12 protein-coding genes are annotated in these 12,845 nt (G+C 70.5%); 7 read left to right on the forward strand and 5 right to left on the reverse strand.

Annotated features, from left to right (window positions below):
* Positions 1-20 precede the first annotated feature (20 nt).
* Together ACE3OU_RS01520 and ACE3OU_RS01525 are read left to right on the forward strand one after the other, a co-directional pair.
* Positions 21-491: a putative toxin-antitoxin system toxin component, PIN family gene (locus ACE3OU_RS01520; protein WP_374239763.1), complete on the forward strand. Its 471-nt coding sequence runs from the start codon at positions 21-23 to the stop codon at positions 489-491.
* Positions 492-584: 93 nt separating this feature from the next.
* Positions 585-1,403: a mechanosensitive ion channel family protein gene (locus ACE3OU_RS01525; protein WP_374239764.1), complete on the forward strand. Its 819-nt coding sequence runs from the start codon at positions 585-587 to the stop codon at positions 1,401-1,403.
* 34 nt (positions 1,404-1,437) lie between these two features.
* Here ACE3OU_RS01525 and ACE3OU_RS01530 read toward each other — a convergent pair whose 3' ends face one another.
* The gene (locus ACE3OU_RS01530; protein ID WP_374239765.1) at positions 1,438-2,265 is read right to left on the reverse strand and encodes a helical backbone metal receptor; all 828 of its coding nucleotides are present in this window, start codon (positions 2,263-2,265) and stop codon (positions 1,438-1,440) included.
* Positions 2,266-2,360: 95 nt separating this feature from the next.
* Between ACE3OU_RS01530 and ald the strand changes: the two genes are divergently transcribed.
* Positions 2,361-3,476, forward strand: coding sequence for an alanine dehydrogenase (ald, locus tag ACE3OU_RS01535; RefSeq protein ID WP_374239766.1), 1,116 nt, complete (start codon positions 2,361-2,363; stop codon positions 3,474-3,476).
* A 3-nt stretch (positions 3,477-3,479) separates the two neighbouring features.
* On the opposite strand, the gene ACE3OU_RS01540 is transcribed toward ald, so the two are convergent.
* From ACE3OU_RS01540 to argS, 4 genes are read right to left on the reverse strand one after another with little or no spacing between them, the layout of a single operon-like run.
* On the reverse strand, positions 3,480-4,253 hold the full coding sequence (locus ACE3OU_RS01540) for an SDR family oxidoreductase (RefSeq protein ID WP_374239767.1): 774 nt from the start codon (positions 4,251-4,253) through the stop codon (positions 3,480-3,482).
* A 55-nt stretch (positions 4,254-4,308) separates the two neighbouring features.
* On the reverse strand, positions 4,309-4,947 hold the full coding sequence (locus ACE3OU_RS01545; protein WP_374239768.1) for a thiol:disulfide interchange protein DsbA/DsbL: 639 nt from the start codon (positions 4,945-4,947) through the stop codon (positions 4,309-4,311).
* Between the two features lie 30 nt (positions 4,948-4,977).
* Positions 4,978-5,742 carry an SPOR domain-containing protein gene (locus ACE3OU_RS01550; protein WP_374239769.1) on the reverse strand — a complete coding sequence of 255 codons (765 nt, stop codon included), beginning with the start codon at positions 5,740-5,742 and terminating at the stop codon, positions 4,978-4,980.
* 18 nt (positions 5,743-5,760) lie between these two features.
* The gene (gene argS / locus ACE3OU_RS01555) at positions 5,761-7,494 is read right to left on the reverse strand and encodes an arginine--tRNA ligase (protein ID WP_374239770.1); all 1,734 of its coding nucleotides are present in this window, start codon (positions 7,492-7,494) and stop codon (positions 5,761-5,763) included.
* Between the two features lie 156 nt (positions 7,495-7,650).
* Between argS and ACE3OU_RS01560 the strand changes: the two genes are divergently transcribed.
* The 4 genes from ACE3OU_RS01560 (at position 7,651) to ACE3OU_RS01575 (ending at position 12,612) form a co-directional block, all read left to right on the forward strand.
* Positions 7,651-8,325, forward strand: coding sequence for a hypothetical protein (locus ACE3OU_RS01560; protein WP_374239771.1), 675 nt, complete (start codon positions 7,651-7,653; stop codon positions 8,323-8,325).
* A 66-nt stretch (positions 8,326-8,391) separates the two neighbouring features.
* Positions 8,392-9,915 (forward strand): ubiquinone biosynthesis regulatory protein kinase UbiB, encoded by a 1,524-nt coding sequence (gene ubiB, locus ACE3OU_RS01565; RefSeq protein ID WP_374239772.1) that lies wholly within the window; start codon positions 8,392-8,394, stop codon positions 9,913-9,915.
* Positions 9,916-10,135: 220 nt separating this feature from the next.
* Positions 10,136-12,265 (forward strand): ornithine--oxo-acid transaminase, encoded by a 2,130-nt coding sequence (gene rocD, locus ACE3OU_RS01570; RefSeq protein WP_374239773.1) that lies wholly within the window; start codon positions 10,136-10,138, stop codon positions 12,263-12,265.
* Positions 12,262-12,612: a YajD family HNH nuclease gene (locus tag ACE3OU_RS01575; protein WP_374239774.1), complete on the forward strand. Its 351-nt coding sequence runs from the start codon at positions 12,262-12,264 to the stop codon at positions 12,610-12,612. The genes rocD and ACE3OU_RS01575 overlap by 4 nt, the downstream gene beginning before the upstream one ends.
* Positions 12,613-12,845 lie beyond the last annotated feature (233 nt).

Consider the following 12,845-nt stretch of genomic DNA (forward strand, 5'->3'; position numbering starts at 1 on the left):
CCGCCCCTCGCCCCCGAACCATGGCCACCTACGCCCTCGATACGCCGCTGCCCGCCGGGCTGCCGCTGGTCCTCGACACCAACGCCGTGCTGTCCCTGTGGATGTTCGAAGACCCTGCCCTCGCCCGGCTGCGCGCCGCCATCGAGGCGGGCGATTTCACGCTGTTCACCCGCGAGGACTGCCTCGGCGAGCTCGCCCGCGTGCTGGCCTACTCCCAGTTCAAGCAGACGCCCGAGCGCCAGGCGGAGATCGCCGCCGCCTACCGGGCCCGCTGCGTGGTGGTGGCACCCTGCGAGGCACCGGCCTGCGAACTCCCCGCCTGCCTCGACCGGGACGACCAGAAGTTCCTCGAAGTGGCCCGCGACAGCGGCGCCCGCGCCCTCCTCACCCGCGACAAGCTGGTGCTGAAGCTCGGCCGCCGCCCGGTGATCGCCGCCCGCTTCGCCATCCTTACCCCCGAGCGCCTGCAAACAATGCTGCCCCAGTCATGAAAACGGCGTGACGATGGCCTATCCTTGATGCCAGAGGCGTAGTCCGGCACCCGCCGGAGCGTCTCCGGCACACCACACTCGGGAGGCTTCATCATGTCGTCGGCACTGAATTTCGATCTGGGCAATCTCGTCACCACCTACCTCATCCCGCTCGGCTGGAAGCTGGCCGGCGCGATCCTGCTGTGGATCGTCGGCGGCTGGGTGATCAACGTCGTCGGCAACCTGTCCAACCGCGGCATGACCCGCCAGAAGGTCGAGCCGACCCTGATCCGCTACATCGAGGCCACCCTGCGGGTGATCATGCGGATCGTGCTGGTGATCGTCATCCTGTCGGTGTTCGGCATCGAGACGACCAGCTTCGCCGCGCTGCTGGCCGCCGCCGGCATCGCCATCGGTGCCGCCTGGAGCGGCCTGCTCGCCAACTTCGCGGCGGGGGCCTTCCTGATCATCCTGCGCCCCTTCAAGGTGGGCGACTTCATCAGCGGCGGCGGAGTCACCGGCACCGTACGGGAGATCGGCCTGTTCGCCACCACCATCGACCAGCCGGACAACGTGCTCACCACCATCGGCAACAACAAGCTGTTCTCCGACAACATCGTGAACTTCAGCGCCAACCCGTCCCGCCGGGTGGACCTCTTCGCCCAGATCGCCCACGGCGTCGACCCGCAGCAGGCGATGGCGCTGATCCGCGCGCGCATCGTGCAGATCCCCAACGTGCTGGCCAACCCGGCGCCGGACGTGGAGATCCTCGAGTTCAACGCCGCCGGCACCAAGCTGGTGGTGCGCCCCTACTGCCACAACGACCACTACTGGCAGGTCTATTTCGACACCAACAAGGCCATCGCCGAGGTCGGCGGCGCCAACGGCTGGCCGATTCCGGCGCCGCACCAGGTGCTGCGCCAGCCCGGCTGACACCCTCCCGCGCCCGCCCGGCGGCGGGCGCCTGTCATGCCTCGCCGGCCAGCCGCCGGCGCAGCGCCGCCAGGTAACGCAGGCCGATCGCCGCGCGGCTGCCGTACCACGACGCCATCTCGCCGTCCACCAGGCCGGCGGGACGGCCCGAGGCGGCCCGCACCTCGTCCACGTGGCGCTCCCGGAAGCGGTAGGGCTCCGACGACAGCAGCACCCGGTCCACCTCCGCCAGCCACGGCGCGTCCCACTCGAAGGCCGGGTAGCGCGGCTCGTCCAGCGGCGGCCAGCTATCCCAGCCGACGGTGGCGAGGGTCGCCGAAATGTAGGTGCTGCGGGCCACCGTCATCCAGGGCTCGCGCCAGATCAGGTAGAGGGCCTTCTCGCGGGGCAGGCTGGCGCCGGTCTGGCGCGCCTCGTCGAGGGCCGCCAGCAGGGCCGACTCCAGCGCCGCGGCCTCCGCCCGCCGCCCGAAGATGCCGCCAAACAGGCGATACACGGCCAGATTGTCCTCCGGCGTGCACGGGTGGGTGACGATCACGTGGGGCACGAAGCCCATGATCTCCTCGACGCAGTCGCGGCGGTTCTCGTCGATATTGACGATCACGTGGGTCGGCGCCAGCTCGCGCAGGCGGAGCAGGTTCACATCCTTAGTGCCGCCCACCTTGGGCACCCGCCGCAGGGTCTCCCGCGGATGCACGCAGAACCCCGTGCGCCCGACCAGCTGATCGGTGAGGCCGAGGTCGCAGACCAGCTCGGTCAGCGAGGGCACCAGCGACACGATGCGCGCCGGCCCGTCATGGGGGCCGTGGACCTGCCCGAGGGCATCGGTCCATTCTTCTTTCGGAGGATTGATCATCATCATGCAAGTATCGCAGGGGCTCGGCCGTAATGGGAACATGCGGCACCATGGCGACTCTCAGCCACAGGAAGGCCAGCCCATCCACCACGGAGGAAATCATGAAGATAGGCGTCCCGAAGGAAACCAAGAACCATGAATATCGGGTCGGGCTCACCCCCGGCGCCGTGCGCGAGGCCGTCGCCCACGGGCATGGCGTGATCGTCGAGTCGGGCGCCGGGCTGGGCATCGGCGCCAGCGACGCCGACTACCAGCAGGCCGGCGCCGAGCTGGTCGGCAGCGCCGAAGCCGTCTTCGAAGCGGCCGAGATGATCGTCAAGGTCAAGGAGCCGCTCCCCGCCGAATACGCCCTGCTCCAGCCCCAGCACCTGCTGTTCACCTACCTGCACCTGGCCGCCAACCCCACGCTGGCCGACGAGCTGCTCGAACGCAAGATCACCGCGATCGCCTACGAGACCGTCACCGCCCCCGGCGGCGGCCTGCCGCTGCTGGCGCCGATGTCGGAGGTGGCCGGGCGGATGAGCATCCACGCCGGCGCCTCGGCCCTCGAGAAATCCCGCGGCGGGCGCGGCGTGCTGCTCGGCGGCGTGCCGGGCGTGGAGCCGGGCCGCGTGCTGGTGCTGGGCGGCGGTACGGTGGGCAACAACGCGGCCCACACCGCGGTGGGCATCGGCGCCGACGTGACGGTGATCGACAAATCCCTGGCGGTGCTGCGCCACCTGGACGCGATCTACGGCGGCCGGGTCAAGACCCTCTACGCCACCCGCGACGACATCGAACGCCTGCTGATGCAGGCCGACCTGGTGATCGGGGCGGTGCTGGTGCCCGGCGCCACGGCGCCCAAGGTCGTCACCCGGGACATGCTGGCCCGCATGAAGCCCGGCGCGGTGATCGTCGACGTGGCCATCGACCAGGGCGGCTGCTTCGAGACCTCCCACCCCACCACCCACGCCGACCCGACCTTCGTGGTGGACGGCATCGTGCATTACTGCGTCTCCAACATGCCCGGCGCGGTGGCCCGCACCGCCACCTACGCCCTCAACGCGGCGACCCTGCCCTACATCCTGACCCTCGCCGAGAAGGGCTGGAAGGATGCCCTCAAGGACGACGCCGGGCTGCGCGCCGGCCTCAACGTGTGCAACGGCCAGGTGACCCACCCGCAGGTGGCCGCCTCGCTGGGGCGCAAATACCTGCCGGCGATCACCCAGCTCAGCTGAGGCTCAGCCTTCGCCCAGCAACCCGCGGGGCTTGCGCCCCGCGCGGGCGAAGATCCGGTCGAACAGCGGATTCGGCAGCAAGCGCAGAAGCTTGGCGACGACACCCATCTGCCAGGGGATCACCGTGTAGCCGGTGCCGGCCTCGATGGCCCGCACGAAGCGCCGCGCCGCCGCGTCGGCCGGCAGCATGAAGGGCATCGGGTAATCGTTGACCGCCGTCATCGGCGTGTCGATGTAGCCCGGCGCGATGGTGACGACCCGTACCCCGCTGCCGTGCAGCTCGACGCGCAGGCTCTCGAGGTAGGCGATCGCCGCCGCCTTCGAGGCGCTGTAGGCGCCGGCCCCGGGCAGGCCGCGGATACCCGCCACCGACGCGATGCCCACCAGCCGCCCCTGCCCGCACTCGCGCAGCGGCGCGACGAAGGGCTGGAAGGTGGCGACCATGCCGAGCACGTTGGTGCGCAGCACCCGCTCGAAGGCGGCCAGATCGCCGGCCTCCTCGGTGAGGGTGCCCACCGACACGCCGGCATTGGCGATCACCACGTCGGGCAACCCGACGCGGGCCATGAAATCTGCCGCCGCCTCGGCCAGCGCCCCCGGCGCCGCCACGTCGAGGCGATACACCGCGTGCTCGCCGGGCAGGCTGCGGGCAAGTTCGTCGAGGGCGGCCTGGCGGCGGCCGACCAGGCCGAGGGTGGCCCCGCCGGCGGCGTAATGGCGCGCGAGGGCGGCGCCGATGCCGCTGGAGGCACCGGTGATGAAGACCCGCAATGGCATGGAGGGATGAACCGGGGGACCGGCGGATGCCGCCCGGGCGGGCGGCACCGGCGGATTACTTGCGGCCCTGCTCGCCGCGGGCGCGGACGATCAGCTGGTCGGCCGCCTTGAGCGCCGCCTCGTGGCTGCCGGCGATGGAGGCGGAGGTGAAGTACTTGCCGTCGATGGCCAGCTGCGGCACGCCCTGGACCTTGTAGTTGCGGCCCAGCTCCTCGATGCGCTTGAGGCGCACATTGACGTTGAACGAGCGATAGGCCTCGGCAAACTTCTTGGCGTCGATGCCCTTCTTGACAGCCCACTCCTGGGCGCCGGCCTCGGTGTGCAGCGGCAGCTTCTCGGACTGCACCGCGTCGAAGACCTGGCCGTGCAGGCGGGCCTGGTCGCCGGTGGCCTCGAGGGTCAGGAAAAGCTTGGCCAGGCCGGTGAGCTGCGGGTTGCCCCAGGTGACCGGCACACGGGTAAACACGACGTCGGCGGGCAGCTTCCTGACCCACTGCTCCAGCAGGGGATCGAAGTTGCGGCAGTGGGGACAGCCGTAGTGGAAGAACTCCAGGACCTCGACCTTGCCCTTGGCATCGGTGGGCTGGGCCGGCGACACCAGCTCGTAACCCACGGGCTGGGCCAGGGCCGGCAGACCCACGCCACCGACGACGGCCAGCGCGGAAAGCTGTTTGAGGACGTCACGACGCTGCATTTACGCTTACTCCTAGGTTCTTCAAAGCACTCATTGAGGGGCCGGGACGGGTTTTGGTTCCTTCGGCTTGATCTTCACGACGGCGGTGCTGATGCCGCTCGAACTGAGCTGCTCCCGCGCCTTGCTCATTGCCTCCTGGCCCATGTAGGGGCCGACGCGCACCCGGTGCATGGTGCCCTTCTCGGGTACATCCACCTTCTGCACGCTGGCCTCCACCCCCATCAACGCAAGACGCGCCTTGAGGTTGTCCGCCTCGGACGGATCCTCGAAGGAACCGGCCTGCAGGTAGAACTTCTCGGGGGTCAGCGGCTTGTCGAGGAGAGCCGCCTCGGCCCTGGCGCGCTCGGCGTCATCCCTCGCCTTGTCGGCTTTCTCTTCCTTGGGCCTGGCCGCCTCATCGGCCTTGGCCGGCTTCGGCTTGTCGGCCTTCTCAGCCTTCTCGGGCTTGACGATCTCGGTGGTCTCCTCGGGCTTTTCCGGTGCGGGGAGCGCGTCGGAGCCCTTGGGCAGCACGTTGTAGAAGTCGAAGCGCGGCTTCTCGACCGGCTTGTCGCCGGCCTTGCCGGGCAGCGCGATGGGATCGCTGCCGGCGGGCTTGGCCGGCTGGGGCGCCGGCGCGGGCTTGTCGTCCGGCTTGGCCTTGGGGAAGGGCGACGCCGAGGTGAAGTACAGCGCGATGCCCGCCGCGACCAGCGCACCGAGGATCAGGCCGACGAAAATCCCCACCAGGGTGCTGCCCCGGTTTGCCGAGCGGGGGCTTCTGGTCTGCAGGCGAGGCATTGGATCGCGGGTCATGGGCTGACAGTCCGGGGGTTACATGGAGTCGGGAGCGGAGACACCCAGCAGCGCCAGGCCGTTGCGGATCACCTGGCGCACCGCGGCGGCCAGCGCCAGGCGGGCCAGCTTGAGGCCCTCGTCGTCCACCAGCATGCGCTCGGCGTTGTAGTAGCTGTGGAACTCGCCAGCCAGGTCCTTGAGGTAGAAGGCGATCTGGTGCGGCGCGTAGTCGGCCGCGGCGTTCTGGACGACCTCCGGGAAGGCGGTGAGGCGCGCGCACAGGGCCAGCTCGCGCTCGTTGTCGAGGCGGCCGAGGTCGGCGCCGCCGAGGTCGGCCAGCACGCCGTTCCACTGCCCCAGCACCGAGCACAGGCGGGCGTGGGCGTACTGGATGTAATACACCGGGTTCTCGTTGCTCTGGCTCTTGGCGAGGTCGAGGTCGAAATCCAGGTGCTGGTCGGCCTTGCGCAGCACGTAGAAGAAGCGGCAGGCGTCGTTGCCGACCTCGTTGCGCAGCTCGCGCAGGGTGACGAACTCGCCGGAGCGGGTGGACATCGCCGCCTTCTGGCCGTCGCGGTAGAGCACCGCGAACTGCACCAGCGCCACGTCGAGCTTCTCGGGCGGCAGGCCCAGCGCCTGCAGGGCGCCCTTCACGCGGGGGATGTAGCCGTGGTGGTCGGCGCCCCAGATGTCGATGATGCGGTCGAAGCCGCGCTCGTACTTGTTGGCGTGGTAGGCGATGTCGGAGGCGAAGTAGGTGAACAGGCCGTTCTCGCGCTGGACCACGCGGTCCTTCTCGTCGCCGAAGGCGGTGGAGCGGAACCACTTGGCGCCGTCCTGCACATACAGGTGACCGCGGGCCTCGAGCTCGGCGACGGCCTTCTCGACCAGGCCGGTGTCGAACAGCGAGCGCTCGGAGAACCACTTGTCGAAGGTGACGCCGAACTCCTCCAGATCTTCGCGGCCGTCGCCGAGCTGCTCGGTGAGGGCGAAGCCGTGCACCCAGGCGTAGTCGCTGGCGAGCAGGCGCTTGGCGTTGGCGATCAGCGCGTCGAGGTGGCCTTCCTTGTCGGCCTCGACCGAAGGCGCGTCCTGCAGCACGTCGGCGGCGGTGACGGCGGCAAAGCGGTTGCCGTGGCCTTCCTTGATCTGGGCGGCCATCTCCTTCACGTAGTCGCCCTGGTAGGCGTTGGGCGGGAAGGGCACGGCGATGCCGAAGAGGTCGAGGTAGCGCAGCCAGGTGGACAGCGCCAGGATGTCCATCTGCCGCCCGGCGTCGTTGATGTAGTACTCGCGGGTCACGTCGAAGCCGGCGAACTCGAGCACGTCGGAGAGCGAGGCGCCGTAGGCGGCGCCGCGGCCGTGGCCGACGTGGAGCGGGCCGGTGGGGTTGGCCGAGACGAACTCGACCTGCACCTTGACGCCGCTCTTCTGGCCGCGGCCGAAGGCCTCGCCCTGGTCGAGCACCCGCTGCACGACGGCCGTCTTGGCGTCGGAGGCCAGCGTGAAGTTGATGAAGCCGGCGCCGGCCACCTCGGCCTTGGCCACCAGGGGCGAGGCCGGCAGCTCGGCCAGCAGCAGGCCCGCCAGTTCGCGCGGGTTGCGCTTGAGGGGCTTGGCGAGCTGCAGGGCCAGGTTGCTCGCGAAATCCCCGTGCCCGGCCTGCTTCGGACGTTCCAGGTTGATGGGGGTGTCGGCCTGTTCGGGGGCCACGCTCAGAAGCGCGGCGCGCAGGAGGTCGGCAAGCTGGGTCTTGGAATCGGCGCTCATGGCAAAAAACTGCGACTAAAAGTCCCGGATTATATCGAAGCGGGGGACTTACCGGCGTTTGCGCTCACGGCGGGCGCCAACAAAGTGCCGCAGGCGTGACGAAGCGCGGCCGGATGGCGTATGTTTAAGGGATTGCGCAGCCCCGCGAGCCATGCCGTGAACCTCCGCAGACGCCCCTCCCGCCTCCCGCGCCTCGCCCGCCGGCTCCGCCGTTCCGGCGCCGCCCTGCTCGGCACGGCGGCCCTGCTGACGGCCGGCGCCGCCGGCGCCGAACCCGCCACCCTCAACTGGCGCCTGCCCCTGCCGGCCGGGCCGGGCTGGCGCGTCGTCGACCTGCGCGAAGGCCAGGGCGTCCGCCATGAGGAGTACATCCCCCGTGGCCAGGGGCTCGAAGACTACCGCGACCGCCTTCTCGTGCAGCGCTTCGCCGACCAGGGCATGAGCCCCGAGGCCTACCTCGGCCACATCGCCAGCGGCCTCGCCGCCCACTGCAGCCCCTTCACCACCAGCGGCCTCACCAGCGGCGAGCGCGAAGGCCTGCCCCACGCCACCCGCACCGCCTACTGCGGGCGCTTCGGCACGCGCGACTACGGCTATGTGGTGGCCCAGAAGGTCATCCGCGACGGCGACCACCTCTTCGTGGTCGAGCGCGAGTGGCGCCTGCCCCCCTTCGGCGTGGATGCCGACGGGCTGGCCCGCCTCGACCTCGGCAGCCCCGCCGACAGCGACGCCCTCAAGCGCGACATCCGCGCCACCGTGCGCTGGCTGGTCGAGCAGGTGCATCCGGGCGCCCCGCCGCCGGCCATCGAGCCCCCGCGCCGCCGGCGCTGACGGCGGGCCGCTTTCACGGCCCGGGCTTTCCGGGCACAATCCGCGTTTTCGTTTCCGCCTGCCGCCGTGCGCCTTTTTCGCCTCGTCAAGATCATCTCCGTCAGCCTGAAATACGGCCTCGACCAGATGATCCTTTCCAACGAGCCGACCGGCCGGCTCGCCTGGCTCAGCCGCCGCCGCCATTTCGACGAACCCGCCGGCGCCCGCCTGCGCCAGGCCCTTGAATCCCTCGGGCCGATCTTCGTCAAGTTCGGCCAGATGCTGTCCACCCGCCGCGACCTGCTGCCGCCGGCCATCGCCGAGGAGCTGGCCCGCCTGCAGGACCGGGTGCCGCCCTTCCCCACCGAAGAAGCCCTGGCCCAGCTCCACGAGGCCTACGGCAAGCCGGTGGACGAGGTCTTCGCCCGCTTCGACCGCGAGCCGGTGGCCTCGGCCTCGATCGCCCAGGTGCATTTCGCCGAGCTGCCCGACGGCACCGAGGTGGCGGTCAAGGTGCTGCGCCCGGGCATCGCACCGGTGATCACCCACGACCTGGCCCTCCTCGACATGGCCGCCACGGTGCTCGAGAAGGTGTGGCCCGAAGGCCGCCGGCTCAAACCGCGGGAGGTGGTCGCCGAGTTCTCCAAGTATTTGCGCGACGAGCTCGACCTGATGCGCGAGGCCGCCAACTGCTCGCAGCTGCGGCGCAACTTCAAGGATTCCGAGCTGCTGGTGGTGCCCGAAGTGCACTGGGACTGGTGCGCCACCAACGTGATGGTGATGGAGCGCATGAAGGGGATCCCGATCTCCCAGCTCGACAAGCTGCGCGCCCACGGCATCGACCTCAAGGCCCTGTCGCGGGCCGGCGTCGAGATCTTCTTCACCCAGGTCTTCCGGGACGGCTTCTTCCACGCCGACATGCACCCGGGCAACATCTTCGTGGCCACCGAAGGCCCCGCCCGCGGGCGCTACATCGCCCTCGACTTCGGCATCATCGGCACCCTCAACGACTCCGACAAAAAATACCTCGCCACCAACTTCCTGGCCTTTTTCCAGCGCGACTACCGCCGCGTGGCGCTGGCCCACATCGAGGCCGGCTGGGTGCCCGCCCACACCCGGGTGGACGAGTTCGAGGGCGCCATCCGCGCCGTCTGCGAGCCGATCTTCGACCGTCCGCTGAAGGACATCTCCTTCGGCAAGACCCTGCTGCGGCTGTTCCAGACCGCCCGCCGCTTCGAGATGGAGGTGCAGCCCCAGCTGGTGCTGCTGCAGAAGACCCTGCTCAACATCGAGGGCCTCGGCCGCCAGCTCGACCCCGACCTCGACCTCTGGAAGACCGCCAAGCCTTTCCTCGAACGCTGGATGAACGACCAGATCGGCTGGCGCGCGCTGGTCAATCAGCTCAAGCACGAGGCGCCCGACTGGGCCGGCACCCTGCCCCAGCTGCCGCGCCTGATCCACCAGCACCTAACCGCCCCGCACAACGACGCCCTGCCCGCCGAGCTCGCGCGGCTGGCCGACGAAACCCGCCGGCAGCGCCGCTGGCTCTCCGCGCTGGCCGGCCTGCTGGCGGTGCTGATCGGCCTCGAGGCCTGGCACTGGCTGCATTGAACCTGGAAACGGCAGTAGGCCGCTTTTCGGAGCCTGAATGACCGCATGAATGCTTGCGATGGTGCCTTCGCCGATGCTCCGCCTGATGGTGAATGCGCCACACGCCCGCTGGTGCGTCGAACTGCCGTTTCTAGATTGAACCCCACCGCCCCGGCCTGAACGAAACCCCCGGCCGGCCGCTCCAACAGGCAGGACTTCCGCCCCCCCCGCGAGGATCATCATGCCCGCCCCGTTCGTGCTCTCCCGCCCGGTCCGCATCGTAGGCGTCGGTTCCTGCCTCGGCGCGCCCATCTTCGGCCCCGCCGCCGGCCCCCGCGCCCTGCGTGCCCTCGGCCTCGACGCCCAGCTCCGCCAGCGCGGCATCCGCGCCCGCTGGGAAACCCTGCTCGAGCCCTCGGCCCCCAAGCCGCCCCATCCGCCGATGCCCGATCGCCTCGGCCTGGTCAGCCACCTGCTCCACGACCTGGCCGACACCGTCGCCGGCATCTGCCACGACGGCGCGATCCCCCTCGTGCTGGGGGGCGACCACGCCATCGGCGCGGGCACCTGGCGCGGCGTCGCGCGCAGCCTCGCCCCCCGCGGCAAGCTCGGCCTGATCTGGATCGACGCCCACCTCGACGCCCACACTGAGCGCACCACCCACACCGGCAACATCCACGGCATGCCCCTGGCGGCCCTGCTCGGGGTCGGCCACGAGGCCCTCGCCGGGCTGCCCGGCCCGCACCTCGACCCGGCCCACGTCGCCATCGTCGGCGCCCGCTCCTGGGAGCCGGAGGAAAAGGCCCTGCTCGAACGGCTGGGGGTGAAGATCTTCTACATGCCCGAGGTCCAGGCCCGCGGCCTGCCCGCCGTGCTGTGCGAAGCCATGACCATCGCCCGCACCGGCACCGCCGGCTTCGGCGTGTCGGTGGACCTCGACTCCATGGACTGCGCCGCACTGCCCGCCACCACCTGCCTGGTGCCCGACGGCCTCGACCCGCAGGAGCTGGTCGACGCCCTCCACGGCCTGCGCAACTGCGCCGACCTGATGGCCCTCGAGATCGTCGAATACGTCCCCGAGCGCGACCGCGACGGCAGCGGTGCCGGCTGGGTGCGCGACATCGCCGCCGCCGCCCTCGGCCCCACCACTGCCCAGCTGCGCCAGCGCGAGGAAACCTTCGGTGCCCGCAACTATGCCCCGCTGCCGGTGGTGTTCACCCGCGGCGAAGGGGTCTGGCTGTGGGACGTGGAAGGCCGGCGCTACCTCGACATGATGAGCGCCTACTCGGCGGTCAGCTTCGGGCACAGCCACCCGCGCCTGGTGCGCGCCCTCACCGACCAGGCCAGCCGGCTGGCCCTCACCTCGCGGGCCTACTCCAACGACCGCCTGCCGCTGATGCTCGAACGCCTGTCGGCGCTGCTCGGCTACGACCGCGCGCTGCCGGTGAACACCGGCCTCGAAGCCGTCGAGACCGCCATCAAGGCCGCCCGCAAGTGGGCCTACAAGGTCAAGGGCGTCGCCGACGGCCAGGCCGAGATCATCGTCTGCGACAACAACTTCCACGGCCGCTCCACCACCATCGTCGGCTTCTCGTCCGAAACCCAGTACCGCGACGGCTTCGGCCCCTTCGCGCCGGGCTTCCGCAGCATCCCCTACGGCGACGCCGCGGCCCTCGAGGCGGCCATCACCCCCAACACCGCCGCCTTCCTGTTCGAGCCGATCCAGGGCGAGGGCGGCATCCGCATCCCGCCCGCCGGCTGGCTGGCCCGCTGCGCCGAGCTGTGCCGCCACCACAACGTGCTCTTGATCGCCGACGAGGTGCAGACCGGCCTCGGCCGCACCGGCCGCCTGCTCGCCTGCGAACACGAGGGCCTGCGGCCCGACGGCGTGATCCTCGGCAAGGCCCTCGGCGGCGGTCTGCTGCCGGTGTCGGCCTTCCTGGCCGACGACGCGCTGATGCAGGTCTTCCAGCCGGGCGACCACGGCTCGACCTTCGGCGGCAACCCGCTGGCCGCCGCCGTCGCCGACGAGGCCCTGGCGCTGCTCGCCGACGAGCGGCTCGCCGAGCGCGCCGAGCGCCTCGGCGCCGCCTTCCTGGCCCGCCTGCAGGCCATAGCCAACCCGCTGATCCGCGAGGTGCGCGGGCGCGGGCTGCTGATCGGCATGGAGCTCGACCTCCGCCGGGTCCACGCCCGCACCGCCGCCGAATGGCTGCTTGCCCGCGGCCTGATGACCAAGGACACCCACGACAGCGTGCTGCGCTTCGCCCCGCCGCTGATCGTCGGCGAACCCGAACTCGAATGGGCCGCCGAGATCATCGAAGACGCCCTGGCCGACCTGGCCCTCCGCTTCCCCGGAACCCCATCATGAGCGAAAAACTCGACCGTCTCGTCCTCGAAGCCCGCCGCGCCGCCGACAAGCGCGCCGAGGGCTACCGCGAAAAGGCCCTCAAGATCTACCCGTGGATCTGCGGCCGCTGCGCCCGCGAGTTCACCCACGCCAACCTGCGCGAACTCACGGTGCACCACCGCGACCACAACCACGACAACAACCCGCCCGACGGCAGCAACTGGGAGCTGCTGTGCCTCTACTGCCACGACAACGAGCACCAGCGCCAGCTCGAAGCCACCCAGGGCAACGTCGCCGCCAAACAGCCCGGCAAGGCCGCCACCCACAACCCGTTCGCGGCGCTGGCGGGCTTGATCAAGAAGGACTGAGGCCGGATCTGGACACCCAGGCCGGTGGCCGGGGATTCCTCCGAAATTCCGACGCGGGCGCGGCCCTCTCTTGCAAAGCCGGATAACGTGGATCGGCGCCCGAAAACCGCGTCCCCGGGCCACGCCCCGGCGGGCCGGGCCATCCATCACACCCCCGCCAAAGCTGGGCGGCGGGCCTCTTCCTCGCCGGGCCCGAGCGGCGTAACATCCGCCCCCCGCGTTTCCCCCCGCCC

The sequence above is a fragment of the Zoogloea sp. genome (assembly GCF_041908905.1).
Classification (GTDB): Bacteria; Pseudomonadota; Gammaproteobacteria; order Burkholderiales; family Rhodocyclaceae; genus Zoogloea.